Source organism: Streptomyces sp. NPDC097640, from assembly GCF_040302705.1.
Taxonomy (GTDB): Bacteria; Actinomycetota; Actinomycetes; order Streptomycetales; family Streptomycetaceae; genus Streptomyces.
Genome location: NZ_JBEOSB010000029.1, coordinates 23,690 through 50,680, shown reverse-complemented (window position 1 = coordinate 50,680; position 26,991 = coordinate 23,690). Strand labels below are relative to the sequence as shown.

At 71.3% G+C, this 26,991-nt stretch carries 26 protein-coding genes; 14 read left to right on the top strand and 12 right to left on the bottom strand.

Annotation, left to right across the window (positions count from 1 at the left end):
* Positions 1-45 precede the first annotated feature (45 nt).
* Complete coding sequence (locus tag ABTY62_RS36025) at positions 46-2,268, top strand: serine/threonine-protein kinase (protein ID WP_352133621.1); 2,223 nt, start codon at positions 46-48, stop codon at positions 2,266-2,268.
* On the opposite strand, the gene ABTY62_RS36020 is transcribed toward ABTY62_RS36025, so the two are convergent.
* From ABTY62_RS36020 to ABTY62_RS36010, 3 genes are read right to left on the bottom strand one after another with little or no spacing between them, the layout of a single operon-like run.
* Positions 2,243-3,079 carry a sulfite exporter TauE/SafE family protein gene (locus ABTY62_RS36020; protein ID WP_352133620.1) on the bottom strand — a complete coding sequence of 279 codons (837 nt, stop codon included), beginning with the start codon at positions 3,077-3,079 and terminating at the stop codon, positions 2,243-2,245. The two genes, ABTY62_RS36025 and ABTY62_RS36020, sit on opposite strands and share 26 nt — an antisense overlap.
* Positions 3,080-3,126: 47 nt before the next feature.
* Positions 3,127-4,149, bottom strand: a complete 1,023-nt coding sequence (locus ABTY62_RS36015) for a hemolysin family protein (protein WP_311728504.1) — start codon at positions 4,147-4,149, stop codon at positions 3,127-3,129.
* Positions 4,146-5,549 (bottom strand): hemolysin family protein, encoded by a 1,404-nt coding sequence (locus tag ABTY62_RS36010; protein ID WP_352133619.1) that lies wholly within the window; start codon positions 5,547-5,549, stop codon positions 4,146-4,148. Before ABTY62_RS36010 ends, ABTY62_RS36015 begins: the two co-directional genes overlap by 4 nt.
* A 280-nt stretch (positions 5,550-5,829) precedes the next feature.
* On the opposite strand from ABTY62_RS36010, the gene ABTY62_RS36005 reads away from it, so the two are divergent.
* On the top strand, positions 5,830-6,864 hold the full coding sequence (locus ABTY62_RS36005) for a sporulation protein (RefSeq protein ID WP_352133618.1): 1,035 nt from the start codon (positions 5,830-5,832) through the stop codon (positions 6,862-6,864).
* Positions 6,865-6,954: 90 nt separating this feature from the next.
* The gene (locus tag ABTY62_RS36000) at positions 6,955-7,410 is read left to right on the top strand and encodes a tellurite resistance TerB family protein (protein ID WP_352133617.1); all 456 of its coding nucleotides are present in this window, start codon (positions 6,955-6,957) and stop codon (positions 7,408-7,410) included.
* A gap of 33 nt (positions 7,411-7,443) precedes the next feature.
* Here the strand turns inward: ABTY62_RS36000 and ABTY62_RS35995 are convergent, their stop codons facing one another.
* Together ABTY62_RS35995 and ABTY62_RS35990 are read right to left on the bottom strand one after the other, a co-directional pair.
* Positions 7,444-8,391: a M56 family metallopeptidase gene (locus ABTY62_RS35995; protein ID WP_352133616.1), complete on the bottom strand. Its 948-nt coding sequence runs from the start codon at positions 8,389-8,391 to the stop codon at positions 7,444-7,446.
* Positions 8,392-8,394: 3 nt separating this feature from the next.
* A complete protein-coding gene (locus ABTY62_RS35990; protein WP_502997585.1) occupies positions 8,395-8,811 on the bottom strand; it encodes a BlaI/MecI/CopY family transcriptional regulator in 417 nt (138 codons plus the stop codon).
* A gap of 139 nt (positions 8,812-8,950) precedes the next feature.
* On the opposite strand from ABTY62_RS35990, the gene ABTY62_RS35985 reads away from it, so the two are divergent.
* The 3 genes from ABTY62_RS35985 (at position 8,951) to ABTY62_RS35975 (ending at position 10,850) form a co-directional block, all read left to right on the top strand.
* Positions 8,951-9,526, top strand: a complete 576-nt coding sequence (locus ABTY62_RS35985; protein ID WP_352133615.1) for a TerD family protein — start codon at positions 8,951-8,953, stop codon at positions 9,524-9,526.
* 118 nt (positions 9,527-9,644) lie between these two features.
* Positions 9,645-10,532 carry a hypothetical protein gene (locus ABTY62_RS35980; protein WP_352133614.1) on the top strand — a complete coding sequence of 296 codons (888 nt, stop codon included), beginning with the start codon at positions 9,645-9,647 and terminating at the stop codon, positions 10,530-10,532.
* Positions 10,533-10,592: 60 nt separating this feature from the next.
* The gene (locus tag ABTY62_RS35975; protein WP_352133613.1) at positions 10,593-10,850 is read left to right on the top strand and encodes a twin-arginine translocase TatA/TatE family subunit; all 258 of its coding nucleotides are present in this window, start codon (positions 10,593-10,595) and stop codon (positions 10,848-10,850) included.
* Here ABTY62_RS35975 and ABTY62_RS35970 read toward each other — a convergent pair.
* The 3 genes from ABTY62_RS35970 to ABTY62_RS35960 form a co-directional block, all read right to left on the bottom strand.
* On the bottom strand, positions 10,801-11,751 hold the full coding sequence (locus ABTY62_RS35970) for an ion transporter (RefSeq protein ID WP_352133612.1): 951 nt from the start codon (positions 11,749-11,751) through the stop codon (positions 10,801-10,803). The two genes, ABTY62_RS35975 and ABTY62_RS35970, sit on opposite strands and share 50 nt — an antisense overlap.
* A 104-nt stretch (positions 11,752-11,855) precedes the next feature.
* Entirely contained in the window at positions 11,856-13,037 is a 1,182-nt protein-coding gene (locus ABTY62_RS35965) for an acyltransferase family protein (protein ID WP_352133611.1), read from the bottom strand.
* Positions 13,038-13,123: 86 nt separating this feature from the next.
* Positions 13,124-13,750 (bottom strand): TetR/AcrR family transcriptional regulator, encoded by a 627-nt coding sequence (locus ABTY62_RS35960; RefSeq protein WP_352133610.1) that lies wholly within the window; start codon positions 13,748-13,750, stop codon positions 13,124-13,126.
* Positions 13,751-13,904: 154 nt separating this feature from the next.
* Between ABTY62_RS35960 and ABTY62_RS35955 the strand changes: the two genes are divergently transcribed.
* The gene (locus tag ABTY62_RS35955) at positions 13,905-15,083 is read left to right on the top strand and encodes a serine/threonine-protein kinase (protein ID WP_502997584.1); all 1,179 of its coding nucleotides are present in this window, start codon (positions 13,905-13,907) and stop codon (positions 15,081-15,083) included.
* Between the two features lie 409 nt (positions 15,084-15,492).
* On the opposite strand, the gene ABTY62_RS35950 is transcribed toward ABTY62_RS35955, so the two are convergent.
* Together ABTY62_RS35950 and ABTY62_RS35945 are read right to left on the bottom strand one after the other, a co-directional pair.
* Positions 15,493-16,410: a formylglycine-generating enzyme family protein gene (locus tag ABTY62_RS35950; protein WP_352133609.1), complete on the bottom strand. Its 918-nt coding sequence runs from the start codon at positions 16,408-16,410 to the stop codon at positions 15,493-15,495.
* A 3-nt stretch (positions 16,411-16,413) separates the two neighbouring features.
* Positions 16,414-17,196, bottom strand: a complete 783-nt coding sequence (locus ABTY62_RS35945) for an aminotransferase class IV family protein (RefSeq protein ID WP_352133608.1) — start codon at positions 17,194-17,196, stop codon at positions 16,414-16,416.
* A 248-nt stretch (positions 17,197-17,444) separates the two neighbouring features.
* Here ABTY62_RS35945 and fxlM point away from each other — a divergent pair, with 248 nt between their 5' ends.
* The 6 genes from fxlM to ABTY62_RS35915 all read left to right on the top strand — a co-directional run bounded on the left by fxlM (position 17,445) and on the right by ABTY62_RS35915 (position 25,101).
* Complete coding sequence (gene fxlM, locus ABTY62_RS35940) at positions 17,445-18,650, top strand: methyltransferase, FxLD system (protein WP_352133607.1); 1,206 nt, start codon at positions 17,445-17,447, stop codon at positions 18,648-18,650.
* Between the two features lie 66 nt (positions 18,651-18,716).
* Complete coding sequence (locus ABTY62_RS35935; RefSeq protein ID WP_352133606.1) at positions 18,717-18,890, top strand: FxLD family lanthipeptide; 174 nt, start codon at positions 18,717-18,719, stop codon at positions 18,888-18,890.
* 84 nt (positions 18,891-18,974) lie between these two features.
* Complete coding sequence (locus ABTY62_RS35930) at positions 18,975-21,884, top strand: lantibiotic dehydratase (RefSeq protein ID WP_352133605.1); 2,910 nt, start codon at positions 18,975-18,977, stop codon at positions 21,882-21,884.
* Positions 21,881-23,125, top strand: a complete 1,245-nt coding sequence (locus ABTY62_RS35925; protein WP_352133604.1) for a lanthionine synthetase C family protein — start codon at positions 21,881-21,883, stop codon at positions 23,123-23,125. The genes ABTY62_RS35930 and ABTY62_RS35925 overlap by 4 nt, the downstream gene beginning before the upstream one ends.
* 19 nt (positions 23,126-23,144) lie before the next feature.
* Positions 23,145-23,975, top strand: a complete 831-nt coding sequence (locus ABTY62_RS35920) for a thiopeptide-type bacteriocin biosynthesis protein (RefSeq protein WP_352133603.1) — start codon at positions 23,145-23,147, stop codon at positions 23,973-23,975.
* 67 nt (positions 23,976-24,042) lie between these two features.
* Positions 24,043-25,101, top strand: coding sequence for a hypothetical protein (locus ABTY62_RS35915; protein WP_352133602.1), 1,059 nt, complete (start codon positions 24,043-24,045; stop codon positions 25,099-25,101).
* Positions 25,102-25,390: 289 nt separating this feature from the next.
* Here ABTY62_RS35915 and ABTY62_RS35910 read toward each other — a convergent pair whose 3' ends face one another.
* Both ABTY62_RS35910 and ABTY62_RS35905 read right to left on the bottom strand, forming a co-directional pair.
* Positions 25,391-25,585: a DUF397 domain-containing protein gene (locus ABTY62_RS35910; protein WP_352133601.1), complete on the bottom strand. Its 195-nt coding sequence runs from the start codon at positions 25,583-25,585 to the stop codon at positions 25,391-25,393.
* An 11-nt stretch (positions 25,586-25,596) separates the two neighbouring features.
* Entirely contained in the window at positions 25,597-26,448 is an 852-nt protein-coding gene (locus ABTY62_RS35905; protein ID WP_352133713.1) for a helix-turn-helix domain-containing protein, read from the bottom strand.
* A 282-nt stretch (positions 26,449-26,730) separates the two neighbouring features.
* Here ABTY62_RS35905 and ABTY62_RS35900 point away from each other — a divergent pair, with 282 nt between their 5' ends.
* The gene (locus ABTY62_RS35900; RefSeq protein ID WP_352133600.1) at positions 26,731-26,952 is read left to right on the top strand and encodes a hypothetical protein; all 222 of its coding nucleotides are present in this window, start codon (positions 26,731-26,733) and stop codon (positions 26,950-26,952) included.
* Positions 26,953-26,991: the final 39 nt, after the last annotated feature.

The following is a 26,991-nucleotide window of genomic DNA, read 5'->3' as shown; positions in this document are numbered from 1 at the left end:
AGCCGTTCGGGCGGGACGAAACGGGAGAAAGAGGATGGGCGAGCGATGCCGCTGAGCGCCGGGGACCCTGAATCCATAAGCGGCTACACCCTCACCGACCGGCTCGGCGCGGGCGGCATGGGCGTCGTCTATCTCGGGCGCTCGGACTCGGGGCGGCAGGTCGCGGTCAAGCTCGTGCACGAACAGTACGCGCAGGACGAGGAGTTCCGGACCCGCTTCCGGCAGGAGGTCGCGGCGGCCCGCAAGGTGAGCGGGGCGTTCACCGCCCCGGTGGTGGACGCCGATCCGGACGCCGCGCGGCCCTGGATGGCCACGCTGTACGTGCCCGGCCCCACCCTGAGCGAGGTCGTACGCGAGAAGGGCCCGCTGGGCGGGCGGGACCTGCGGCGGCTGGGGCTCGGTCTCGTCGAGGCGCTGCGCGACATCCACAAGGTCGGGGTGGTGCACCGGGACCTGAAGCCCTCCAACATCCTGATGGCCGGGGACGGTCCGCGCGTCATCGACTTCGGCATCTCGCGCGCCGCCGACAACCAGACGCTCACCGTCACCGTCGGGAGGGTGCTGGGCACGCCGCCCTTCATGTCGCCCGAGCAACTGCGCACGCCCCGGGGGGTCACCGCGGCCTCGGACGTGTTCTCGCTGGGGTCGCTGCTGGTGTACGCGGTCACGGGCACCGCGCCGTTCGACTCCGACAGCCCGTATGTGTCGGGCTATCAGGTGATGTACGAGCACCCGACGCTGGCCGGGGTCCCCGGGCCGCTCGCGGCGATCGCCGAGCGCTGCCTGGACAAGGACCCGGCGAAGCGGCCCGATCTGACCGAGCTGCACCGCATGCTCGACGCGCTGCCCGACTTCCCCGCCGCGGACCGCTCGACCGTCAGAAGGCCGAACGCCGAGGGCCCGGACGCCGAAGGCGCCCTCCAGGCCCCGCCGCCCCCGCCCCCGCCCCCGCCCCCCGGCAAGGCCGCCACCGGGCGGCGGCGCCGCGGGCGGCTGATCCTCACGGTCGTCGGCGCGACCCTGGCCCTCGCCGGGCTGACCGTCGCGGCGGTGATGTTCGCGACGGACTCGCCCTCGCCGGACACGACGCAGCCCACGGCGTCCACGGCATCCGCGGCGCTGCCCAAGGGCTGGCGCCCCTGGCGCACGTCGCTGAGCGTCGCCGCGTCCGGCCCCCAGCTGGGCTACCAGAAGTCCGGGTGTGTGTCCGACGCCACCACCCTGTACTGCGGCGGAACGGGCTTCACCGTCGCCGCGATGGACGCCGCCACCGGTCACGTCCGGTGGCGGTGGGGCAACATCCCGCAGCAGGCGCGGCCGATCGGGGTGCGCGACGGGGTCGTCTACGCCTACCGGGAGTCGGGGGGGCGGAGTCGGCAGGTGGTGGCGCTGGACGCCGACACCAAGGAACAGCGGTGGGCGCAGCGGATGAGCGGGTCCGGATCGGCGGTCCTGTTCCCCGGCGGGGTGCTGACGCTGGCGGACGGGGAACAGGAGTTCATCGCGTACGGGACGTCGGGTCGGCAGCTGTGGCGGTCGCCGGCGCTCGCGGGGAAGTTCTGCGATCCGACGGTGCTGGGCGGCGTCCCGTACGCCCTCTGCTCACCCCTCGACGATTCCGGCCTGGCCGTCGAGGGCCCCTACACCCTGCTGCGCCTCGACCCTGACGACGGCACCCCGCACGAACTCGCCACCCTCCCCAAGAAGTCGCTGCTCCTCGGCGCCTTCCGCGACCAGCCCGTGTTCCTCGTGCCGCAGACCGCGAAAGACGTGTACGACGAGGGGTACGTGCGGCCGTACAACGCCCTGATCCGCGTGGACCCGAGCACCGGCGAGACCGAGCGGACCGCGCTGTCCCACACCATGTACGGCTCGGCCACCGTGCTGAACGGCGTCGTCTACTTCGTCCAGGACAACGGGACGGTCAGCGCCGTGTCCGCGGACACCGGCCGGAGGCTGTGGCGGAGGTCGACGGACGTCGAGAGCCTGTCCGCGCCGGTGAGGTCCGAGAAGTACGGACAGCTGTACTTCTCCAACCGCTTCGGCCGGTTGCTGGCGCTGAACACCAGGACCGGGGCGGAGGCGTGGCGCATCACCGCGCTGAACGACGTCGGGGTCGGGGGGGTTGCCGTCCCGCCGAGCGTGATGCTCGTCAAGGACGAGATCGTGGCCACGGCCGGGTACACGGCGTTCGCCGTACGCGCGGACCGGCCGTCGGGCCAGCCGTCCGCGTCCGGGCAGGTCACGTCCCCTGGTACCAAAGGCTGACCGCGAGGCCCAGGCCGGCCAGGGCTATGGCGATGCGCAGGGGGGTCTCGGGCAGCCGCCGTACGATCACGGGGCCCACCCAGCTGCCCAGGAGCGCGCCGACGCCGAGCGCCACGGCGGCGCCCCAGTGCACGGGCGCGACGAAGGCGTAGGCCACCGCGGCGGTGATGTTGGCCGCGCCGGTGGCGATGTTCTTGACCGCGTTGGTGACCGGGAGCGGCTCGCCCGCGGCGGCGGTGAGCGAGAGCACCGCCAGCATCAGCACGCCGGAGGCCGCGCCGAAGTAGCCGCCGTACAGGCCGACCAGCAGGACCGCGGCGGCGATGGGGAGCGTGGGGCGGGCGGCCGATCCGAGGGCCTGCGCCCGCGAGGTCACCAGGCGGCGCAGCGGGTCGCGGACCAGGATCAGCACCGAGCCGAGCGCGATGAGCCACGGCACGACGGCCTCGAAGGCCGAGGACGGGGTGGAGAGCAGCAGCGCGGCCCCCACCGCGCCGCCGAGCGCGGAGAGGACCGCGAGCCGCAGCAGGCGGTCGCGCTGACCGCGCAGTTCGGTCCGGGACCCGGCCGCGGTGCCCACCGTGTTGGAGAACAGCGCGACCGTGTTGGTCACATTGGCCGCCACCGGCGGCAGCCCCGCCGCGAGCAGCGCCGGGTAGCTGAACAGCGAGGCCAGACCGGCGATCGAGCCGGCGAGCCCAGAGGCCACGCCGGCCGACACCAGCAGTGCCGAGGAGCCGATTCCCATCTCCAGTTCCCCGCTCCTGCCGACCGTGCCCGCGTGTGCCGTCGGCTCATCCTCCAGACTCACTGTCTCGTATGCAAGACAGTGTCCACATACTTAGACGACCCACACGCTCAGACGGCCGACGGCTCCGGGCCCACCAGCTCGTCCAGGACATCCGTCATCGTGACGAAGCCGAGCACGGCCCCGCCGTCACCGGTGACCGCCGCCAGGTGGGTGCCCGCGGCGCGCATCGCGGTGAGGGTGTCGTCCAGCGGGGTGTCGGCGCGCACCCGGGTGACGGCGTGCAGCGCGGTGCCCGGGAAGGGCTTGTCGCGGTCGGTCGCCCCGAGGGTGTCCTTGATGTGCAGATAGCCGAGCACCGCCCCGGCCGGGGCGAGGACCGGCAGCCGGGAGTAGCCGGAGGCGGCCGCGGCGCGCTCCAGCTGGTCGGGGGTGACCTCGGGGCCGACGGTGACCATCTCGTCCAGCGGCACCAGGATGTCGCCGACCCGGCGGGTGCCCAGCTCCAGGGCGTCGCGCAGCCGCTCGCTGCCGGTGGGGTCCAGCAGGCCCGCGTCGCTGGAGTCGCGGACCAGCCGGATCAGCTCGGCGTCGGTGAAGACGGACTCGACCTCGTCCTTGGGCTCGACCTTCAGCAGCCGCAGCAGCGTGTTGGCGAAGGCGTTGATGCCGAAGACGACGGGGCGCAGCGCGCGGGTGACGGCCACCAGGGGCGGGCCGAGCAGCAGCGCGGTGCGCTCGGGCGCGGCGAGGGCGATGTTCTTGGGGACCATCTCGCCGATGAGCATGTGCGCATAGGTGGCCGCGGTCAGGGCGACCACGAAGGCGATCGGGTGCACCAGGCCCTCGGGGACGTGCACCGCGTCGAAGCCGGGCTCCAGCAGATGCGCGATGGCCGGTTCGGCGACCGCGCCCAGGACCAGCGAGGAGATGGTGATGCCCAGCTGGGCGGTGGCCAGCAGGGCGGACAGGTGCTCCAGCGCCCACAGCACGGTGCGGGCGCGCCGCCCGCCCGCCTGCGCGGCGGGTTCGATCTGGCTGCGGCGCACGGAGATCAGGGCGAACTCGGCGCCGACGAAGAAGGCGTTGGTGAGCAGGGTGAAGGCGCCGATGGCCAGCTGTAGGACGGTCATCGGGCCTCCTCCTTGACGGTGATCTTGTCTGTGACCTTGTCGGTGATCTTGTCGGTGACCTCGTCGGCGACCTCGTCCGTGGCGAGCTCGCCGGCGGCGGTCGCCGGGGCGGTGATGGTGACGCGGTCGGCGCGGTGGTGGTCGACGTCGAGGACGGTCAGCTCCCAGCCGTCCAGGTGGACGGTGTCGCCTTCGGCGGGGATGCGCGCCAGGCGGGTGGCGAGCAGCCCGGCCAGGGTCTCGTACGGGCCGTCGGGCGCGGCGAGGCCGAGGGCGGCCAGCTCGTCGAGGCGGACGCCGCCGTCGGCCTCCCAGACGGCGCGGCCGTCGTCGCTGGGCGGCGCGGGCAGCAGGTCGGGCGGGTTGAGGGGGTCGTGCTCGTCGCGGACCTCGCCGATGACCTCCTCGACGATGTCCTCGACGGTGGCCACCCCGGCGGTCCCGCCGTACTCGTCGATGACCACCGCCATGACGCGCTCGGCGCGCAGGCGCTGGAGCAGGGTGCCGACGGGCAGGGTGTCGGGCACCAGCAGCGGCGGGGTGATCAGGTCGGTGACGGGGGTGGCGGCGCGCTTGGCGGCGTCCAGGGCGAGGACGTCGCGGATGTGGACGGTGCCGATGACCTCGTCGAGGCTGTCGCGGTAGACGGGGAAGCGGGACAGGCCGGTGGCGAAGGTGAGGTTCGCGGCGTCGGTGGCCGTGGCGTGGGCCTCCAGGGCCCGGACGTCCACGCGCGGGGTCATCACGTTCTCGGCGGTCAGCTCGCCCAGGTGGAGCGTGCGGACGAACAGCTCGGCCGAGTCCGGCTCGATGGCCCCCTGCGCGGCGGAGTGGCGGGCCAGGGCCACCAGCTCCTGCGGGGTGCGGGCGCCGGCCAGCTCCTCCGCGGGCTCCAGGCCGAGACGGCGTACGAACCGGTTGGCGGCGTTGTTGAGGTGGCGGATGAACGGCGAGAAGGCGGCGGTGAAGCCGCGCTGGGGGCCGGCCACGACCTTGGCCACGGCCAGCGGGCGGGAGATGGCCCAGTTCTTGGGGACCAGCTCGCCGACCACCATCAGCACCACGGTGGACAGGGCCACGCCCAGCACGGTGGCCACCGAGGAGGCGGCCCCGCCCAGGCCGGCGGCGCTCAGCGGGCCGCGCAGCAGCGCGGCCAGGGACGGCTCGGCGAGCATGCCGATCACCAGGGAGGTGACGGTGATGCCCAGCTGGGCGCCGGACAGCTGGAAGGTCAGCCGGCGCACCGCCGCCAGCGCGCCCTCGGCGCCGCGCTCGCCCGCCTCGACGGCGCGCTCCAGCTCACCGCGCTCGACGGTGGTCAGCGAGAACTCGGCGGCCACGAAGACCGCGCAGGCCAGGGTGAGGAGCAGGGCCAGGAGGAGCAGCAGGACCTCGGTCACCGTGCCACCCCCCGCGCGTCGCTCGAATGCCGCAGCAGGGGTATGGCACGGCCGGTACTGGGAGGTTCACCCATGGCGGGTCCGCCGCTCCTTTTCTTCGCTCGGGTGCGTTCTTCGCTCGGTGGGCCGCGTGCGGCCTCATGACTTGGGGAGGGATCGTCCCTCATTCAGCGTAAAGAGATGGTAAAGCATTCCCGGGGGACGGCGCCCGCTCTATGCTTCTACATGCGTGTAGAGAAACAACGGGGACCAGAATACTTGTGAAGGAGTGAACGCCGCGATGGTGTTCAAACGACTGCTCGGCTCGCTCGGTGTCGGCGGCCCCACCGTGGACACGGTCCTCGAGGGTGGGCCGGTCCGTCCGGGTGGCGTGCTGAGCGGGCAGGTCCACCTCAAGGGTGGGTCCTCGGACTTCCAGATCGAGCAGATCACCCTGGAGCTGGTGGCCCGGGTCGAGGCCGAGCACGAGGACGGGGAGAGCGAGGGCGTCGTCGCCTTCGACCGCTTCACGGTCGGCGGCGGGTTCCGGCTCGCCGAGGGGGAGCACATGAGCGTGCCGTTCTCCGTCCACGTCCCGTGGGAGACGCCCGTCACCGAGCTGTACGGACAGCCGCTGGGCATCATCATGGGCGTGCGCACCGAGCTCGCGGTGGCGGGCGCCAAGGACAAGGGCGACCTGGACCAGCTGACCGTGGGCCCGCTGCCCGCGCAGGAGGCCATCCTGGAGGCGTTCGGCCGGCTCGGCTTCGGCTTCAAGTCGGCGGATCTGGAGCTGGGGCACATCGGCGGCACCGGGCAGACGCTGCCGTTCTACCAGGAGATCGAGCTCAGCCCCGCCCCGCAGTACGCCCACGCGGTCAACGAGATCGAGGTCACCTTCCTCGCCCACCCCGGCGGCATGGAGGTCGTCCTGGAGGCCGACAAGCGCGGCGGGCTGTTCTCCGGCGGCCATGACGCCCTCAACCGCTTCACCGTCGGCCACGAGGGGGCCGAGCACCGCGACTGGACGGCCGAGGTCGACGCCTGGGTGCGGCAGATGGTCGACAGCCGCGGCTCGCACGGCGCGCCCTACGGGCAGGGTTACGGCCACCAGGACGGGTATGGCCACGGTCACGGGGGTCACGGGGGTTACGGACACGGCGAGCACGGGCACGACAGCCACGGGCACGACGGCCACCGCCGCTCCGGCCCCAGCACCGGCGCCGTGGTCGCGGGCGTCGCGGCGGGGGTCGCGGTCGGCATCGTCGGCGGCATGGTCGCGGCCGAGGTCGTCGACGAGATCGGTGACGCTTTCGAGGACGAAGAGGAAGACTGAGTCCACGGCCGGACCGGCCGCCACAACCCACGCCAAACACCCCTGCTAGCTTTTACAACACTGTAGAGACAACACACGTACGGAGTTCTCATGGCCCTGTGGGATCGCATCAAGGATTCCGCCCAGACGATGCAGACCCAGCTCGTCGCGAAGAAGAACGACCTCAAGAGCGGGGCGTTCCGCGACGCGAGCATGGCGATGTGCGCCCTGGTCGCGGCGGCCGACGGCAGCGTCGACCCGTCCGAGCGGCAGCGCGTCGCCCAGCTCATCGGCACCAACGAGGTGTTGCAGAACTTCCCCGCGGACGACCTCCAGCGCCGCTTCAACGACTACCTCAACAAGCTCATGGCCGACTTCGAATTCGGCAAGGTGAGCCTCCTCCAGGAGGTCGCCAAGGCGAAGAAGAAGCCCGCCGAGGCACGGGCCGTCATCCAGATCGGCATCGTCATCGGCGGCGCGGACGGCGACTTCGACAAGACCGAGCAGGCCGTCGTGCGTGAGGCCTGCTTCGCCCTGGAGCTGCCGCCGGCCGAGTTCGACCTGTAATTCGACCGGTAGGCGCCACAGGCGGCCCGCCGCTCACAGCGGGGTGGCCGCATGGAGGACGAGGAACAGCGCCACCGCCGCGTTCGCCGAGGACAGCGCGGACGCGGCGGTCCCGGCCGCCGCGATCCAGGCGGCCAGCCCCGCCGCCGTGGCCACCGGCGGCCACCACCGGGCCGGCGGCACCGGGCCCAGCAGCGCCGCCACCCGCCGGGGCACCGGCCCGGGGGCGGCGAATCCGGCCAGCGTGGGGGCGGGCGTGCCCTGCGAGACCAGCGCCGCCTTGCCGACCGCCCGCGCCATCACCCTGCGGTCCCCCACCGCCCCGGCCGCGTCCTCGTCGGCCCACCGCTCCGCGCAGTAGGCCACCGCGCCCTGGAGCGCGTACAGCAGGGGGTTCGCCCGCGCCGCCAGCTGGGCCACCAGAAGGTAGCGATGATGCCGTCCGGTCAGATGGGCCCGCTCATGGGCGATCAGCGCCTGCCGCTCGCGCGCGTTCAGACAGTCCAGCATCGCGGTGGACACCACGACCCGCCCCCGGTCGCGGCACGCGCCGGGCCCGCCCGGCAGGGCATACGCGTACGCCTTGCCGTCGGGCAGCACCGCGACCGGCGACTCCGGCATACCGGCCAGCGCGGCCTGGGCCCGCCGCCGCACCGTCACATGCCGCACCAGGGTGCCCGTACAGCCGGCGGCCACCACGGCCAGCGCGCCGATCGCGGCCTTCCCGGCCACCTCGTCGTACGGCACCGCGGCCCGCACCTCGGGGTCGGACCAGCCGTCCGGGAGCGGATTGCCCGGCAGCTGGGCCGTGCCGACGACGACCAGCAGCACCAGGCACAGCGTGGAGCACAGCGCGAGCACGCCCCCGACCAGCGACAGCAGTCGGGTGGCGGCCCGCGGATGCAGATGCTGCTCGGCCAGGCGCGCGATCGGCAGCGCCGTCAGCGGCAGCATCAGGGGGAGGAAGACGAACAAGCCCATGGGTCAGTCCTCCGGCTCCTCCGCGGCCTCGCTCAGCAGGTCCCGCAGCAGCCGCTCGTCGTCCGCCGACAACCCCGTCACAAAACTCGCCAGCACGGCCTCCCGGTCGTCCTGGCCGTCCAGCACCCGGCGCATCCGCAGCGCGGCCAGGCCCGCCTCGTCCGCCTCGGCCCGCCAGACGAACGCCCGGCCCACCCGCTCCCGCGCCACGGCCTGTTTGGTGTGCAGCCGGGACAGGATCGTCATCACCGTCGTGTACGCCAGGTCGCCCTCGAGCCGCTCCTGCACCCAGGCCGCCGTGACCGGGCCGCCCGCCCGGCACAGCACGTCCAGGACCTGTGCCTCCAGCTCGCCCTGCCCGCGCCGCCGAGAACGCTGGCGGGGGCCGTGCTCGTCCGGGTTCAAGGGGTCGTCCCTCACACCGTCTCCTCTCTCCGCTGCGCCGCCACAGGACCGTACATCCTCGGCGGCTTCGAACAGCCCCCCACGATTCTTCTACAGTGTTGTAGATTTTGAGTCCGGGCCCGGCTCCGGGCCAACCGAAACACAGGAGGAGATCGTGGGAGTTTCCCTGTCCAAAGGCGGCAACGTCTCGCTCAGCAAGGAGGCGCCGGGTCTGACCGCGGTCCTGGTCGGCCTCGGCTGGGACGTTCGGACGACGACGGGCACCGACTACGACCTGGACGCCAGCGCCCTGCTCGTCGACGAGTCCGGAAAGGTCCCCTCCAACCAGCACTTCATCTTCTACAACAACCTCACCAGCCCCGACGGTTCGGTCGAGCACACCGGTGACAACCTCACCGGCGAGGGCGACGGCGACGACGAGAGCATCAAGGTCAACCTGGCCGGCGTGCCCGCCGATGTCGCCAAGATCGTCTTCCCGGTCTCGATCCACGACGCCGAGTCCCGCGGCCAGAGCTTCGGCCAGGTCCGCAACGCGTTCATCCGCGTGGTGAACCAGGCCGACGGCGCCGAACTCGCCCGCTACGACCTGAGCGAGGACGCGGCGACCGAGACCGCCATGGTCTTCGGCGAGCTCTACCGCCACGGCGCGGAGTGGAAGTTCCGCGCCGTCGGACAGGGCTACGCCTCGGGCCTGGCGGGCATCGCCTCCGACTTCGGCGTGAGCATCTGACACGGCCCCTGCCGCCGGCCTTGCCACCGGCACCGCCGCCGCTGCCGGGCCGGGCCCTCGGGTGCCCCGGCCCGGCAGCGGCGCCACCGGCCGGCTCCAACTCATCGAGGGGACGGACATGACCGGCCCGAACGCGACGCAGGCCTTGCAGCGGGAGGACAGATCCGACTTCGAGGAGGTGCTGCGCCAGGCGCTGAACACCGCGGAGATCCGCGCGGCCCTGCGGAACGGCTCCGCCGGGGGCCCGGGCCTCGAAGCGCTGCATTCCCAGGCCCTGGCGGACGCCGCCTCCATCGCGGCGGCGGCCGCGGCCGAGTACCGCGACTACGTCCAGCTGCGCGCGGCGGCCCGCCCCTCGGCACTCTCCGGAGAAACCACCGAGGAGGACACCGGGGCCGCGCCCCGACCCGCGCGCGGGAACGGGCCGGGCGGGCGTGGGCTGCTGCCCGCGCTGGCCGTTCTGACGCCGGTGCTGGCCACCACCGCGACCGCGGTCTTCCTGCTGCTCGGCTACCTCATGGGGCTCAGCGACTCCCAGGAGCGGCTCGCCGACACCCTGCTGACCGCCGCCTGGACCACCGCCGTCATCGCGGCCGTCACCACCGTCTCCGGCGCCGTCTGGCTGTTCACCACCGCCGCACGGCACCGCACCACGCCACCCGAGCGGCAGTACGAACGGGTGGCCGCGGCGCGCGGCACCTGGCGGCGGGCCCTCCTCGAACGCGGCGTGCTGCCGTATCTGCGCGAGCGGCTGCCCCGGAACGGCCCCGCGCGGACCGCGGAACCCGCCCGCCGCCCGCGCCTCGGCTACTCCAGCCCGGACTTCGCGGCCCCCGACTTCGCCAGCCCCGATTACGCCAGCCCCGACTACGCGAGCCCGGACTACGCGACACCCGACCGCGCGAAGCCCGATCGCGCCAAACCCGACTACGCGAGCCCTGACTTCTCCAGCCCCGACTATGCGAGCCCGGACTTCTCCGTGCGACGCTCGTCGGGGGAAGACTGACGGCGGCGGCCACCCGCACCCCAGCGCAAGCCCACCACCCCACAGAGAAAGCAGGCACCGATGCTCGGCATAAGCGAACTGTCACTGCTCCTGATCGTCGTCATCGTCGTCCTCGGGGCCAAGAAACTCCCGGACCTGGTCCGCTCCATGGGCAAGTCGGCCCGCATCCTCAAGAGCGAGTCCAAGGCGATGAAGTCCGACGAGACGCCGTCCGTCACCCAGGACGGATCCGGCAACCGTGTCATCCGCGCCGAGCCCGGCGACGTCATCAAGTCCCGGACGGAGAACGATCCCGGCAGCGGCACCGCTCCGCGCTGACCCCGTCCCGGTTCTCCAGGCCGGCCCCCGAGCCGGCCTCCAGACCGGCCTCCAGACCGGCCTCCAGATCGTCGAGCGCCCGGCGGGCGGCCGCGATCCGCTCCCGCAGCGCCTCCCCCTCCGGCGGCGCGGCGGGCCGCGCGGCCGCGTGCCGCCCGTTCGTCTGCTCCTCCTCCATCGCGCGGGCCTCCTCAAGGGAGCTGATCACCACGCCGATGAGCAGGTTCACCAGCACAAAGGACCCCAGCAGCACGAACGACGCGAAGTAGACGATGGTCCAGCGGGAGATCTCGAGCCCCGCGCGCACCGCGTCGCCCAGCCCGTCCAGGGTGATGAGCAGGAACAGGGTCAGCCCGGACCGCCCGATCGAGCCGTAGTGCTCCGGGTCGTCGTCGGCGAAGAACACCCAGCCGACCATGGCGTACACATACAGCAGCAGGGTGCCGACCAGCAGAAAGCTCAGCGTGCCCGGGAGGCTCTTGCCGACGGCCGTGATCACGATCCGCACCTGCGGCAGGAACCGCGCGGCCCGCAGCACCCGGGCCAGCCGCAGCAGCCGCAGCACCGTCGCGTTCTCGCGCGCGATGGGCAGGAACGCGAGCACCACGACCACCACGTCGAACAGGTTCCACGGGTCGCGGAGGAAGTCCCGGGGCCGGTCGGCGTGGGCGGCCGCGCGTAACAGGATCTCGGCGGTGAAGAAGGCCAGGAAGACGTGTTCCAGGGCCTTCAGCTCGGTGTGCCAGCGCTCGACGGCCCCGCCGTACGTCTCGACGCCGAGGACGGCGGCGTTGGCCATGATGATGCCGAAGACCAGCACCCCGAACCAGCGCGAGTCGACGACCCGGCGGGAGCGCTCCGCGAAGGTGCGCACCTTGAGTGCGACGGTCTGGTCCGCCATGTCACGTTCCAACTCTGCGCTGCCCGCCGTTCACCCTTCAACTGAGTTGATCTTACGGGGTGGAGAGGGCGTACGGCGGGCCGACGGGCCGCCTGGGAGCGGCGTCACAGCACCGAGCGGAACCCCGGCAGCCGGCGCAGCCCGGCGGCGGCCGGGAACGCCGCGCCCAGCGCGAGAACGGCCGTCAGGAGCCAGGCGACGAGCGCCGGCAGGACATCGCCCCCCAGCGCGAACTGCACGGCCACGACGATCGGCAGATGGATGACGTAGACGGCGTACGAACCGGCCGCCAGCTCGCTGCGCAGCCGCCCCGAGCCCGCGCACCGCTCGCGGAACAGCGTGAGCAGCCCGACGCACAGCGCCACGCACAGGCCGCTCTCGTACAGCGACCACAGCGCGGACCGCCAGCCGACGCCGCCCGGCGCGAACCAGTCGGCGTCCGGGCCGACGGCGAACAGCAGGGCCGCCCCGCCGAGCCCGCCCGCCAGCCAGATCAGGCCGGTCCGGGCGGGGAAGCGCTCCAGCCAGCCGTAGCGGTGGGCCACCGCGCCGAGCACGAAGAAACTCGCCTGGAGCGGCAGCCGTGCGGGCTCCACCTGGAGGAAGTCCAGAAAGGGCACCCAGGAGTCGAGCGGGTAGCGCAGCCGCACGGCGTAGGTGGCCGCCGCGAGCCCGACGGTCAGCAGCGCCAGCGCGCCGTGCCCCGGCACCCGCGCGGCGCCGTGGTCCTCACGCCGCCGTCGGCGCAGCAGCCGGGCGGCCTGCCGGCACAGCAGATACAGGGCGCTGTAGGCCAGCAGGTTCTGGATGAACCACAGGTGCGCGAACTGGAGATCCGGCCAGGACGGGCCGCTCCAGTCGGCCGGCTTCTCGCCCAGCCCCAGATACACGTCGGTGAAGTAGCGGGGGAAGGAGATCGGCGCGTAGCCGCGGTAGTGGACGTAGTACGTGTACATCAGCCCCGGGACGATCGTCAGCGCCCCGGCGACCAGCGGGATGCCGAGCCGCCGCAGCCGGGACGTCAGGAACGCGCGGGCGCCGTGGCGTTCGTACGAGGTGGGCACGAAGTAGGCCGAGACGAAGAAGAACAGGCTCATCGCGAACGTCCCGTCCAGCGCCGAGAGCGCGGCCGGCGCCCCCGAGCGCGGCCGCCCCTCGACGTACCACCAGTCGTCGGGGCCGTACGCCTGGGCGGCGTGGTGGACCACGACGAGGACGGTCACGGCGATGCGGAGGTTGTCCAGCCAGGCGAGCCGGGAGGGTGGAGCGGAAGGCTTGGTGTCCATGTGTTGAGAATGGTGTACACGTGCACACTCGCGCGGTAGGGCTGTCCCCCGTATCGGCCCTCGGGCCAGCCCCCGGCGGCCAGGGCCTATGCGCCGTCGAGGCCGAACAGGCCGTGGAGCAGCAGGCGTTGGTTGGCCGCGCTGCGGCGGGCCAGCACCTCGGGGGCGAACATCGGGTCGCCGACGTTCGGTTGCATGACCCGCTCCAGCAGCAGCGGCCCGAGGATCAGGCACAGCAGCTGGAACGGCGCCCACTCCTCGTCCGCCCGCGGGCCCGTGGCAGCCTGGCCGGAGGCCTCCCGCAGCCGCTCCAGCTCCCGCCGCGCCCCCCGCAGCAGCCGCCCGAACAGCGCCGCGCTCGCCTCGCTGTCCTCCAGCAGCGCCTGCCGCAGATAGCCGCGCAGCACCGGATCGGCCCCGAACAGCCGCGCCGAGACCTCGCCCAGCGAGGCCATCAGCGCACCGCCGTCGGCACCCTCCGCGTCGAGGCCGCCCAGCGCCTCGCCGATCCGGCCGAGCACGTACTCGTCCACCGCCGCCCGCAGCCCCTGCTTCGAGCCGAAGTGGCGGGTCACCAGCGCCGGGGAGAGCCCGGCGGCGGCCGCCACGGCCCGCGTGGACGTCGCCTCGAACCCACGCTCCGCGAAGAGTTCCAGCGCCGCCTCCCGCAGCCGCGCCCGCCCCGTCAGGTCCGTTCTGTCCACCGCTCGCATACCAGGAGGCTATCCGCGTCGGTACCCTGAATCTGTCGCGGTCCCCCCACCACCTACCTCCTCGTACGGTGCTGCTGTCCGTCGGCGTCTTGGATTGCTCAGGGTCGATCAGGATCGAGGTTGTGCACACGTGCTGGTGGCGGATCGGTACCGGTTGGAGACACCCATTGGCCGCGGCGGTATGGGCGAGGTCTGGCGAGCCACCGACGAGGTGCTGAGACGGACGGTGGCCGTCAAGCTGCTGCTCGGGGACGACCCCGGCTCGCAGGCGGCGGCCCGCTTCCGGCTGGAGGCACAGACGGCGGCCCGGCTGAGCCACCCCAACATCGTGGGGGTGTTCGACTTCGGGGCCCGCGACGGCCGCTTCTATCTGGTGATGGAGCTGGTCGAAGGCCAGAGCCTGGCCCAGGAGCTGACCTCCCAGGGCGCGCTCCGCGCCGAGCGGGTGGCCGTCATCGCCGCCCAGGCGGCCGCCGGGCTGGCGTCCGCGCACCGTACGGGGATCGTCCACCGGGACATCAAGCCGGGCAACCTGATGTCCGACGCCGACGGCACGGTCAAGATCGGCGACTTCGGGATCGCCCGGTTCGTCGACGACCCGGCCACCGCGCTCACCACGGCGGGGCAGATCATCGGCACCAGCCTCTACCTGGCCCCCGAGCGGGCCCTGGGGCGGCCCGCGAGCCCGGCCTCCGACGTGTACTCGCTCGGCTGTCTGCTCTACCAACTGCTCACCGGCGCCCCGCCGTTCCAGGCCGACACCTCCGCCGCCACGCTCGCCCAGCACATCGACGCCCCGCCGGTGCCGCCGCGCAGCCGGGGCTTCCAGCTGCCGCCCGCGTTCGAGAACTTTCTGCTCGGGATGCTCGCGAAGCAGCCCGAGGACCGCCCCGCCGCGCAGCAGGTGGCCGACTGGTTCGGCTCGGGCGCCTGGCAGGGCCACCCGGAGCCCATGCCGGAGCCGACCCCCGCGCCCGCGCCCACGCCCATGCAGGGCCCGCCGCCGCGCGCCCAGGCGGCCGCCCGGCCCGGAGCGGGTGCCGGGGCGCCCGAGCCGCCCTCCGTCGCCACGTACCGCCTGCCGCAGGCCGCCCCCGCTCCCGCTCCCACCCCCGCCCCGCGCCCGGACCGTGGCCGCCGGCAGGCCCCCGCGCAGCGGCTCGGCGCCCGCGCCCTCGTCCGGCGCCGTCCGAGGGTGGCGAGCGCGATCGCCGGGGTCGTGGCCTTCATCGCCGCGGTCCTGATCGGCATCGCCTGGTTCTCGACCGACGACAGCTCTGCGGACAGCCCGAACGACCCGACGTCCCCGACGACCAGCTCCCCGCGCGAGTAGACGGAGTAGACGGCGGTACGTCGCCCGAGGCGTGCCGGGCGGCTACCGCATCTGGGACAACCGGGCGCGCCGGTGGTGGGGCGATCACACGAACTCTGCCCGGACGAGCTGCTCGGCGAGCTGAACGGCGACGCGGACCAGACGAAGATCACCGCGCTGCTCAAGCGCTACCGGGCCCAGAAGCGATAGCCGGGGGCGCCGGGCCGCTGGCCTCGGGGCGTGCGTCGATCTTCTCGCCGTGACGCTGTGCCGCATGAGCGCATGATCGTGGGGACAAGGCCTGCTGTTGCTGAGGGCACGACGGGCTGACCGGGCAGCCCCGGGGCAGGGGCGGGCGCGGCCGTGCGGCCCACCCCGGCCTCCGGTCGGTGAACCGGGTGCCGCAGGTGTCTCTGACTGAGGGCTTCCCTCACGGCAGACTGACGCAGCGAAACCCGGTGTCGTTGTCCTTCATGACGGCGGCGGCCGCGTTCTGCAGTGACGGCGCGGCCCGATCGAACGGCGAGGTGAAGGCACTGCCCTTCAGCTCGTACCGGCCGTTGCCGGGCTCTTCCTCGGTGGAGCACCACTCCCACACGTTGCCGCACAGGTCGAAGACACCGTACGGGCTGACGCCGGACTGGTACCGGGAGACAGGTGTGGTCGCGTCTATGCCCGCCTCGGCAACGTTGCACTTCGCTGCCGTGGGTTCGACGCCCCACGGGTAAGGCCGGCCCTTCGGGCCACGGGCCGCTTTCTCCCACTGCCGGCCGGTGGGCAGTGCCTTGTCGGCCCATCGGACGTAGGCGGTGGCATCGTGCCACGTCACCCACACCACCGGGTGGGTAGCCAGGGTGCAAGGGCAGCGGCCGCCGGGCCAGTGCGGTGGTGCCCGGTAGCCAGTGGCCGCTACGAACTTCGCGTAGTCCTCGTTCGTCGTCGGGTAGACGTCGATAAGGAATGAGTCCAGCCACACCGAACGGTTGTCGGGGCCGGAGAGGTAGATGCCCTCCTCGACGAGGGTCATCACCTTCCCGTCAACGGGGTGCTTGCGGGTACGCGAGTCCGACCGAAGCAGATCCTCGACGCGCTCGTCGTGCTCAGCGGCGGCCCGCTCCGTGAGGAGCGCCGCGAACCGCTGTTGTGCGGCGCGGTCGGCCTGCGCGAGAACGGTGTCGAGGGCCGCCTGATTGTCGGGATTGAGTTCAATGGTCTCGCCCCGCCCCTCCCACCTGCGGACTTGACGCATGCTCACGCCGACCAGTTCGGCGAACGCATTACCGGACTTGCGCAAGGCATTGCGCAGGAGTAAGGACTCCCGACCTGTCCACCTGAGCACCCTCGTCATGAGCTACAGGCTCTCGCCGGCGATCGACAGGTACGTCTCTTGGAGCTCGCTCAGGACCGGGTGCTCGGTGGGGAGTTCGGTTTCGTCGATCGCGGACAGATACCTGACGCCGATGCTGGTGTTCGTGGCGAAGGCGGCCGCCATGCCCTTGGCCTGCTCCAGGGTGACGGTGGCGACCCTGTACTCAGCGTGCTGCTGGAGCATCGCCATGGTGACGCCAGGCAACACGGGAGCCTGCGGCCACACCACGGTGCCGCCGCCGTCGACGAACCCCACGTTCCAGGTGCCGCCCTCACTGACGAGCCCATCGCGGCCCACGAACAGCGCGTCACCGAAGCCTGCGAGCTGTGCCGTGCGGCGGGCGTGCAGGGCGCCGAAGAGGCCGATGTGCTTCACCTCGGGCAGGTCGCGCTCGTACGGCACGCTCATGACGCGCAGCGGTCCGGGGGGCAGCGCACCGGCGCCGCGCACAGACACCATGACATGCGGCTCGTCGGCGGACGCCGGGTGTCCCATCTCGACCTTCGGGTCGTAGATCGTGACGCGAACGACGCACGGGCGGTTCTGTCCCTCCAGACCCTGGCGGACGTATTCGCGGACGCGTCCGGTATCCAGGTCCGCGCCCCACACGATCTTGCAGTCCCGCACGAGGCGTTCCATGTGCAGCGAGAGACCCCGGATCGTGCCGTCCTCGCCCACGCGCATCGACGTGAAGTGGCCGACGTTGGTCAGGGCCAGAGGGAGCAAGTCGTCTGCGGACACGGGCGTTCCGTCGAGCGTCACCATGCGGCCCAGCATGTCAGGACAGCCCGCTTCGGCGGCACCCCAGCCGTCGTTACTGACGGGTCAACGTCACTGAGAAGTCATCCCCAAGCCGCTGCCGCAGGGCGTTCTCTGGTAATCAATCGAATACGCTTGGTGATCGCCGTGGCGGGGCGTGTCGCGAGATGGCGCCCTGGCTAGCGTCCTCGCTGACCACGAACCCGGGTTGGGCTCCCGCAAGCACCAATCTCCCAACAGAAGTAGGTAATCGGATGACTGCTCTTGATGACTCGACTGTTCGCGATCCCGACACGCTGCGTGCGGACATGGTCCGCGCACTCCGTGACCAGGACGCGATCACGTCCGAGTCTGTCGCCGCTGCCTTCGCCGCAGTGCCTCGGCACCGGTTCGCACCGGACGCACCCCTGGAACTCGCCTACGACCTCCACCGCACCGTGCCGGTCAAGAAGGACGAGCACGGTTTGGACATCAGCGTTATGTCCGCCGCCCACCTCCAGGCCGTGATGCTGGAGCAGACCGACGTCGAGCCCGGCATGAGGGTCCTGGAGATCGGCTCCGGCGGCTACAACGCCGCGCTCATCCAGGAACTCGTGGGCAGCGACGGGTCGGTCACCACGGTCGACATCGACCGTGACATCGTCGACCGCGCCCGTCTGTGCCTGGACGATGCCGGATACGCCCAGGTGAAGACGGTCCTGGCCGACGGCGAGACTGGCGTCCCCGACGGTGCCCCGTACGATCGGATCATCGTCACCGCGGCCGCGTGGGACATTCCCCGGTCGTGGATCAGCGGGCTCGCGGAGAAGGGCAGGCTCGTTGTCCCGCTGACGGTGCGCGGCACGACCCGCTCGATCGCCTTCGACCGCGGCGGCGAGGGCCTGCTCAGCCGCTCCTACTGCCTGGCGCACTTCGTGCCCATGCAGGGCGAAGGCGCCGCCGAGGAGCGCAAGGCGATGCTGAGGGACGGCGTCGCGCTGCGGACCGACGACGTACGGGTGCCCCTGGACGCCCGATCGCTGAACCACGCCCTGGACACCCCCAGGCTGGCGCGCTGGTCCGGGGCGGCGTACGACCTGCCTGACGAACTGGAGCTGTACCTCACGCTCAACCTGCCGAGCCCCGCTCGCCTGCACGCGGCACAGGGCATCGTCGACAGCGGGCTCGTGGAAGCGTCCGCCCTCAAAGGCGTACCCGCCCTGGTGAGCAGGGACAGCATCGCCTACCGCACCCGCCGGGAGAACCAGGACACCGGCGGCTTCGAGAGCGGCGTGATCGCCCACGGCCCGCAGGCCGACGTTCTCGCGGACCAGTACGCGGCCCTGCTCCGCCGCTGGGCCCAGAACCACCGCCGCCGGGGCGCCGCGACCTTCCGGTACCTGCCGGGTCCCGCTCCCGCTCCTCTTCCCCAGGGCGCCGTCCTGCGACGGCACGGCATCGTCACGGTGACCTGGGGCTAAGACTCCGGAGCCCGTACCCGGGCCCCGGGACCTTGCACCATCTGCCCAATGCTCAAGGAGGCATGTATGACCGTTCAACTGGAGCGCCCGGTTGCGCCCGCGCAGCCGGCCGCTGAGGCAGCTGACTTCGACCTGGACATCACCATCGTCGAAGGCGGCCCCGCCGCAGACCAGCTCATCCGCCTGACGAGCGACGGCTGCAACTCCACGTGCGCGACCGCGTGCGTGAGCTGCCCGTAGCAGCACCAGGCCACGTTGATCGCGATGCCCGGCCGCGCCTGGCCCACGGGCGCGGCCGAGCACCGCGCGGCCACAGGAGAGTGTGTGTATCGCTACGTTGATGCAGCGGTGATCCGGGCGTCCGCGTGGAGTCCCGACCGTCAGGTGGTCTGGCCGGAGCTGACCGGCCCGTCCGCGAACACGGTGTCGTGGCGGGCGTGGCTTCACCAGACCTGGCAGACGGAGGACTTCGCGGCCGCCATCACAGCCGCCAGCCCGGACCTCGCGAGTCGGGTGAACCAGGTCTGTGCCGGCCAGTCACTGCCGGACCCCGCCGTGCGCCGCACGGTGCTCGCCGTGCTGCGCTACCTGCTGCGCGCCCGGACGCGCGCCACCCCGTTCGGTCTGTTCGCCGGGGTCGCGGCCGCGCGCGTAGGCGCCGCCCCCGCGCTGCGGGTGGGCACCGGGCACCAGGTTGCCGCCAGGCCGAACGCGGCATGGATCACAGCCCTCATCGACCGCTTCGAGGAACACAGCGAGCTGCGGCCCCATCTGATGCTGCTCGCCTCCAGCCTCGCCATCGAGCGCGACGGATATGTGGTGATCGAGCACCGCCCACGCGGCGCGCGCGACAGCGCTCCCGAACATGTGCAGATACGCGTGACCGGACCGGTCCGCGAAGCCCTCGATGGTGCGCGGACCCCGATCCTATGGAGCGACCTCGCCGCAAAGCTCTCCACCAGTTTCCCGACTGCGCCGCCCGCCGCGATCCAGAAGCTACTCGCGGGCCTGGTCGGACAACGATTCCTGATCACCAGTCTCCGCCCGGCGATGACGGCCACCGCCCCGCTCGCCGCCCTCCTCACCCACATGCAGCATCTCGCCCCCGCTGAGGCAGCAGAGCTGCGCAAGCCCCCCAAACCCGACTTCGACCTGCGGGTGGACTGGGATCTTGTCGTCACGGAGACGGTGGCCCGGGAGGCGGCAGCGGCAGCCAAGGCACTCACCCGCCTCGCGCCCCGTGCGGCGTTGACCGGATGGGCCACATGGCACAGCCGGTTCCTTGAGCGGTACGGGTCGAGGGCGGTCGTACCCGTCATGGACGCCATCGACGCGCTCGGATACCCGCCCGGCTACCTCGGCTCCACCACCACGTCGACGCCGTCCCCGCTGCCCGACCGCGACAGCCGACTCATCAAACTCGCCCACACCGCCGGGATGCGGCGCCACCTCGAAGTCGAGCTCGACGATCCAGCGCTCGAGGAACTGGCCACCACGGATCCTGGCCACCCGGTGCAGCCGACCACCGAGATGACCGTCCGTATCCACGCCGCGAGCGTATCCGCGCTCCAGCAGGGCGAGTTCATGCTGCACGTCGCTGGGGTGGCGCGCTCGGCCGGAGCGACCACCGGCCGCTTCCTGAGCATGCTGAACGCCGAGGACCGCAGTCGCATGACCGAGGTGTACGCCGCACTGCCAGGCGTGCACCGGGACGCGCTCGTCGCGCAGATCAGCTCTACCCCGCTGTACGCACGCGCCGAGAACGTCGCACGAGCCCCCCAGGCGACAGAGCTGGTGATCTCACTCGGCGACTACCAAGGCTCGAGCACGAGCCTCATTCCCATGACGGATCTGGCGGTGACAGCCGACGCCGAACGGCTGCACCTGGTCTCGATCTCCCACCGCCGCCCGGTGCACACGCTGCTGCTGAACGCGGTGGATCTGGGCCATCACACGCATCCGCTGGCCCGGTTCCTGACCGAGGCACCTGTCGCGCTGGCCGTCCCGTGCACCGGGTTCATGTGGGGCAGCGCCGCCTCCAACCTGTCATTCCTCCCCGCACTGCGCTATGGGCGCACGATCCTGTCTCCGGCCCGCTGGCTCCTCACCAGCGACGACCTGCCCGGCGCTTCGGCACTGTGGCCGCAGTGGGACGACGCCCTGGCCCAATGGCGCCGTGACGTTCATCTGCCCGAACGGGTGTACCTGAGCGAGGCCGACCAATGCATGGCCCTGGAGCTGGCGGAGCCCTCGCACCGAGCCCTGTTGCGCACGCACCTGGACCGCGACGGCACTGTGACCCTGCGCCCCGCGCCGGAGCCCGGAGACCTGGGATGGACCGGCGGCCGCGCTCACGAGGTCGTCATCCCCCTGGCCGCCGCAGACCAGGCCATCGCCCCCGTACGAAGCTCAGACCACGTCGTCGGCCGCGCACACGGCCATCTGCCCGGCTGCGACAACCACATCTACCTCCAGCTCCACGGGCACCGCGACCGGCAGAACCCTCTCCTGACCCGGCACCTGCCGACTCTGCTGGACGAACTGGGAGGACCACGGTGGTGGTTCGTCCGCTACCAAGACCCTGGGGACCACCTCCGCGTCCGCCTGACCTGCACACCCGGCACACTCGGCTCTGCTATCGAGAAGGTTGGCGAGTGGACCCGGCAGCTTCGGCACAGAGGTCTGATCACCCACGCCGGTGTGGAAACCTACTGCCCGGAGATCGCGCGCTTCGGCGGCCCCGCAGCATTGGACGCGGCGGAGGAGTTCTTCGCTGCCGACACCGCCGCCGTTCTGGCTCAACTCGCCGGGCAGGCTGGGAACAACGCACCCGACGCCCGCGCGATGACCGCCGCGAGCATGGTGGACATCGCTACCGGCCTGCTCGGGGATGACGCCGAGGCCATGCACTGGCTGATCCAGCACACCCGCACGGACGCGACGGCGCCGCCCCGCGCCGTCTACCGCCAGGCCGTCGACCTGGTGAACACCGACCCTCCGAGCCTGGACACGAACGTCACCGCGGCCTGGTCCGCACGCCGTGCAGCGCTGGCCGCCTACCGCCGTGCGTTGGAGGACGCAGGGACGCTGCACCCGCAGGATGTGATCCCGGACCTCCTGCATCTCCACCACGTCCGGATGCGCGGGCCGGGCCTGCCAGAGGAGCGCGCCCACCTGCACCTGGCCAGAGCCGCCGCCCTGAGCTGGACGGCACGAGCAAGGAGGACACCGTGACCACGACAGCACCCGCCCCCGCCGCGCTGTCGACCGCCGACCAACTGGCCCACACCCTGGCCGACCCCCGCACCGTGTGGCCGGGCGGCCGACCGGACGGCGGCCGCTCGTGGCCCCAGTCTCTCGCCGGAGGAGCCTCGGGCATCGCCCTGCTGCACATCGAGCGCGCCCGGACCGGCCGCGGCGACTGGGACACCGCGCACACCTGGCTGGCCACGGCCGTGCACGGCGAAGTGAGCGCAGCGGCCAACGCAAACTTGTACTTCGGCGCTCCGGCCCTCGCATTCATCACGCACCGCGCGGCCAGCGCATCGGGCCGGTACCTGCGTGTCCTGGAGCGCCTGGACGAGGCGACCCTCACCGTCACCCGGACCCGCCTGGCCCAGGCCCACCTGCGCATCGACCACGCCGAGCGGCCCCTCATGGAAGAGTTCGACCTGATCCAGGGCCTGTCCGGGCTGGGCGCCTACCACCTGAGCCGACACCCGCACCACGAGATCACCGGTGGCGTCCTGTCCTATCTGGTGCGCCTGACCGAGTCTCTGCCCGATCCGGCCGGTCTGCCGCCGTGGTGGACGAACGTCGCGCCTACAGGTGCACCCAGCGCCGACTACTCCCAGGGACACGGGAACTTCGGGCTCGCCCACGGCATCAGCTCCGCCTTGTCCGTGCTGTCCCTGGCTCTGCTGCGCGACCTGGCCGTACCCGGTATAGCCGACGCGGTCGAACGGATCTGTGCCTGGACCGACCGGTGGCGCCAAGGTGACGAGACCGGCCCTTGGTGGCCGGGCCTGATCTCGATGGAGCAGGCCACCGACGGGCATGTGCATCCCGACCTTCGCCCCCGGCCCTCCTGGTGCTACGGCGTCAGCGGAACCGCCCGCGCCCAGCAGTTGGCTGGACTCGCCCTCCGCGACCCGGCACGGGTACAGGCCGCCGAGAACGCGATCCTCGCGACCCTGCGGGACCCGCTCCAACTGGACAAGCTCCCCGAGATCGGGCTGTGCCACGGCACGGCCGGACTGCTGCACGCCGCGTGGCGGATGGCCACCGAGACGGGGAACACCGAGATCACTGCGGAGCTGCCGAACCTGGCCAAACGCCTGATCATGGCGCTCGACCAGGACCGCCACGACCCGGAACTCCTCGACGGAGCCGCCGGAGCGGCCCTCGCCCTGCACACCCTCGCCACGGGCAGCCCGCCCGTACCGCACTGGGACACCTTTCTCGCCCTGGCGTGAACACCCCGGAGACCGCCTCATGAAGTCACCCACCTGGTGCCAGGCCAACATCGCGTTCCCGGACTGGGAACGCGCCGAGATAGTCGCCCTGGCCCAACTCGCACCACTCCTGCGCACCGCAGAGGACGAAGGCGCGCTCGCCGCGTGGTTCCTCGTTCGCAAGCGCCCATGCTGGCGCGTGCGCTACCGGCCTGTCGCCGACGCGGAGGACCGCATCGGCCAAGGCATGGAGCGGCTGATCGCCGACGGGTACATCAGCGAGTGGTCGAAGACCATCTACGAACCCGAGGTGCACGCCTTCGGCGGCGCCGCATCCATGGAATCAGCTCACCGCCTCTTCCACCGCGACAGCCGCAGCCTTCTGGACCGCCTCCAAGGCGACATCGGTAAACACCGGCGCGAGACGTCCCTCATGCTGTGCAGCCTCCTGATGCGCTCCGCCGGACTGGACTGGTACGAGCAGGGAGACGTCTGGGCACGCGTCGGCGCGCATCGCGCACTTCCCCCCGGTACCGAACGGAACGGCCGCGATCGACTGCACGCCGCCGTGCACCGGCTGATCTCCGTGAACCCGGAGGACCTGATGCGCACGGGCGGACCACTGGCCCACGCTGCGGGATGGGCACACGCCTACACCGACGCCGGACGGGAACTGGCCCACCTCACATCTTCCGGGCAGCTACACCGCGGCCTGCGTGACGTCCTTGCCCATCACGTGATCTTCGCCTGGAACCGGATCGGCCTGCCCTACGCCACGCAGGCCACCCTCGCGGCCGCCGCCAAGACCGTCATCTTCGGCCCCGACCCCACCGCCGAAAGGACCGCTGCGGACCGTGTGGAAACCCCCTGACGCCATAGCCCAGCGCTTTCCGCTCATCGCACGACCCCGCCCTGCCTGCCTCCCCCTGCCTCAGCGGGTGCACGCCCTGGTCGGACTCGCCGACACCGCGGCGAGCCTGGGCGACCCGGGCATGGCCTCCACGGTCTACAACCACGCTGCGCTGATCGCCTCCGACGTAGGCGCCCCGGACACCGCCCGCGCGATGTGCCACCAGCACGCGGCCGCCTACCTGCACGCCGCCCCCCTGCCTGGCAGGGCCGCGATCCGCGCACTCGAACCCGTCGTCAACCTCGCGCGCCTCCAACTCCGCGCCGGACAGGCCGACGACTGCCACCAACGCCTCCTGACGCTGTTCGACGCCGTCACCACCGGCAGCCCCGCCCAGGTCGAGGACATCGCCGTACCCGCTGACCTCGTGGCGAGCGACGACGAGCGCCGGGAGGTCCGCGCCTGGCTGTGGAGCGTCCTCCTCGCCGACGGCACACGCGCCCTGACCGCTGCCGGCCGCTGGGCCGAAGCGCTCGCCCACGTCGAGGCTCACCGGGGCGTCGGACAGCGCATGCTCGACGGCCGCCAAGTCGCCGTCCTCGCCGCCCTCGCGATCGGAAACACCCTCGGCGCCAACAGTCTCCTGACCCGCACAGTGCCCGGAGAGGCATGGGAAGGCGCCGTCACAGACTGCCTGACAGTCCTGTGCCGCCGCATATCGGGGCGGGCCTGGCGGCGCTCCCTCCAGAATCTGGTGACCACGTACCTCGAACGCCCGGACAGGGACGACATGGCCGTCTTCGACACGAGGCTCGGGCTCGCAGTGCTGGACATGATCGGCTCGGTCAAGGACCCGGCCGCACACCTGGTGGTTGCGGAGCTGCACCGCCGGACGATAAAGACGACCGACGGCTACGCCGCCCGGGAAACCTTGGCGCACCCGCTGTTCACTGCCCTCGCCACCGACCGGGAGGCGCAGAACTGCCGAGCCCTTGTCCACGCCTGCGCACTCGAAGCCAAGACACTCCCCAGTGAGCTGCGCGACCAACTCGCGTCCTCACTGCGCACGAGCGACCGCGTCATTCGCCAGAGTGTCGACCATGGACGGCTCCGAGGAGCCGGTCCCGTAGCCGGGCGTCGTCACTGATGCCGACGAGCCGGACGAGCCCCCAATTGTCCGCGTGGTTGGGGGCATCGGCCAGGTGGTCCTGCCAGTCCTCCGCGTATTCACGCACGGCGTCCGCCAGCTCGTCGAATGTAGCGCCGTCCCCCGCTATCGGCAGCCCTGGGATGAACGCCGACCACCCTCCGGCCTCGGCGACGACCTGCGGGCGAAACGCACAGGTATGCAACGCCTTCAGGTGTGCGCAGGCCTCGCTGTCGCTGTCGTGGTGCACCGCCGCCATCCCGGCACTTCCTCCGTCACTAGGGTGCGATCAGATCAGATGATCGAACTCTCCCGCCTTGACGCCCTGGACGAACGCCCGCAGCTTTGCCTGAGTCGTCCTGATGATCTGCTGCGGCTCATCGCTCTCTCGCATCAGGACTCCGTCGGCGGTGGCGGCGAGTTCAACGCATTCGCCCGTGCCCTGAGAGAAAGAGGACTTCTGCCAGATTATTCCTTCGGCCATGATATGGAATCTCACTTTTCCCCGAGAATGCGGTGAATTATTTTCCTCGACCCATCAACATCAAGCGAGACCTTTTCGAACGCCGCAAAAAGAGCCCGGTACTTGTCGAGCTGAGCTCGCGCATCCAAAAAGATAATATCGTGCGCACTCTCGACGACCACGGTATCCAATTGCGAGAGTGGACCGTCGGAGTAAAAAAGTTGCGGCGTGAGTCCAATAAACGCCTCGAGGTCAAATGGGATCACTCGGATCTCGACACTCGGCCATTCGGTGATACTCAAGAGGTACTCAAGCTGCTTCCGCGCGATCCCCCGGCTTCCGTAGTTGATGTGCAGCGCCGCCTCATGGATGATCGCTTCATACGGCGTCGGAGACTCTCGCTCGAAAATTCCACGACGCGACACGCGATGCGCTACTCGCACATTCAACTCATCATCACTGATTCCCGGGCTGGATGACGAGAAGACCGCTCGCGCGTATTCGTCGATCTGGAAGATGCCGGGAATCAAAAGCGCCTGCGCAGTTCTCAGACGTGCCGCGTGGTGCTCAAGCTCCGACAGGTCCAGCATGGCGGGCGGAAGCACGCCACGGTACTTCTCCCACCATCCGTTGCGGCGCTCCCGCGCCATCGCGGTGAGCGCATGGATGAGATCCTGATCAGTTGCCGCGTAGTGAGAGGCGAGGAATTGAACCCGCTCCGGCTTAATTCCCCATCGCCCCGCCTCCACGTGACTGATCAAGGAGCGCTCACCACCGAGAAATGCGGCGGCTTCCGTTCCTGACATGCCCGCGGCTTCACGCAACTTCCGCAGCTCCGCACCCAGTCGCGCCTGGCGTGCTGTCGGCTGTCTCGCGGACGCCATCACGCCCCTTTCTCCCATGCATCGACGTCGCGAACCACTGTGCCACAGCAAGACCACCCGATCGAGACACAGTGCGGTTTCTCACTGTTGAGAAACCGCACCTGTGTGTCCTACAGTTCCGACAGCACGACGCGGCACCGCCGGTAAGCGTCCAAGTGCAGCTGCGCGCATGCCAGTTGACCCCTGGCACGCGAGTGGCGAGGCCAGGCACGGCAACCGCGCGAGATAGAGAACGGAGGGCAGCCGCCGGCACTGCCCCGACCAGAGGAAGGAACCACCCAGATGACCAGCATGAGCAGTCCCCACTCGTTCGCCGAAGACGACACCGTGTACGACACCCGCCACAACCGGACTGGCATCATCACGCATCACCCCGAACCGGGAGCATGGATCTGTCTCGCCGACCCGGACCACCCCGACGACGTCGAGCGCCGGTGGCACAGCATTTACGGCGACCTGCGGCCGGCCGACGGCGCAACGGGGGCAAGGGGAGGCGACGCATGACCGCAGCCCACCGCGTCCACGTCACGCGCATCGGCGACG

Excerpts from the sequence above, each read along its gene's own strand:
- ABTY62_RS36005 (WP_352133618.1), top strand. The coding sequence starts at position 5,830 with ATGGTGTTCAAACGACTGCTCGGCTCGCTCGGTGTCGGCGGCCCCACC.
- ABTY62_RS35910 (WP_352133601.1), bottom strand. The coding sequence starts at position 25,585 with ATGGCCGAAGGAATAATCTGGCAGAAGTCCTCTTTCTCTCAGGGCACG.
- ABTY62_RS35920 (WP_352133603.1), top strand. The coding sequence starts at position 23,145 with ATGAAGTCACCCACCTGGTGCCAGGCCAACATCGCGTTCCCGGACTGG.
- ABTY62_RS35935 (WP_352133606.1), top strand. The coding sequence starts at position 18,717 with ATGACCGTTCAACTGGAGCGCCCGGTTGCGCCCGCGCAGCCGGCCGCT.
- fxlM (WP_352133607.1), top strand. The coding sequence starts at position 17,445 with ATGACTGCTCTTGATGACTCGACTGTTCGCGATCCCGACACGCTGCGT.
- ABTY62_RS35900 (WP_352133600.1), top strand. The coding sequence starts at position 26,731 with ATGACCAGCATGAGCAGTCCCCACTCGTTCGCCGAAGACGACACCGTG.
- ABTY62_RS35945 (WP_352133608.1), bottom strand. The coding sequence starts at position 17,196 with ATGGTGACGCTCGACGGAACGCCCGTGTCCGCAGACGACTTGCTCCCT.
- ABTY62_RS35950 (WP_352133609.1), bottom strand. The coding sequence starts at position 16,410 with ATGACGAGGGTGCTCAGGTGGACAGGTCGGGAGTCCTTACTCCTGCGC.
- ABTY62_RS35995 (WP_352133616.1), bottom strand. The coding sequence starts at position 8,391 with ATGGGCTTGTTCGTCTTCCTCCCCCTGATGCTGCCGCTGACGGCGCTG.
- ABTY62_RS36015 (WP_311728504.1), bottom strand. The coding sequence starts at position 4,149 with ATGACCGTCCTACAGCTGGCCATCGGCGCCTTCACCCTGCTCACCAAC.
- ABTY62_RS35905 (WP_352133713.1), bottom strand. The coding sequence starts at position 26,448 with ATGGCGTCCGCGAGACAGCCGACAGCACGCCAGGCGCGACTGGGTGCG.
- ABTY62_RS35975 (WP_352133613.1), top strand. The coding sequence starts at position 10,593 with ATGCTCGGCATAAGCGAACTGTCACTGCTCCTGATCGTCGTCATCGTC.
- ABTY62_RS35970 (WP_352133612.1), bottom strand. The coding sequence starts at position 11,751 with ATGGCGGACCAGACCGTCGCACTCAAGGTGCGCACCTTCGCGGAGCGC.
- ABTY62_RS36000 (WP_352133617.1), top strand. The coding sequence starts at position 6,955 with ATGGCCCTGTGGGATCGCATCAAGGATTCCGCCCAGACGATGCAGACC.
- ABTY62_RS35980 (WP_352133614.1), top strand. The coding sequence starts at position 9,645 with ATGACCGGCCCGAACGCGACGCAGGCCTTGCAGCGGGAGGACAGATCC.
- ABTY62_RS36025 (WP_352133621.1), top strand. The coding sequence starts at position 46 with ATGCCGCTGAGCGCCGGGGACCCTGAATCCATAAGCGGCTACACCCTC.
- ABTY62_RS35965 (WP_352133611.1), bottom strand. The coding sequence starts at position 13,037 with ATGGACACCAAGCCTTCCGCTCCACCCTCCCGGCTCGCCTGGCTGGAC.
- ABTY62_RS35960 (WP_352133610.1), bottom strand. The coding sequence starts at position 13,750 with ATGCGAGCGGTGGACAGAACGGACCTGACGGGGCGGGCGCGGCTGCGG.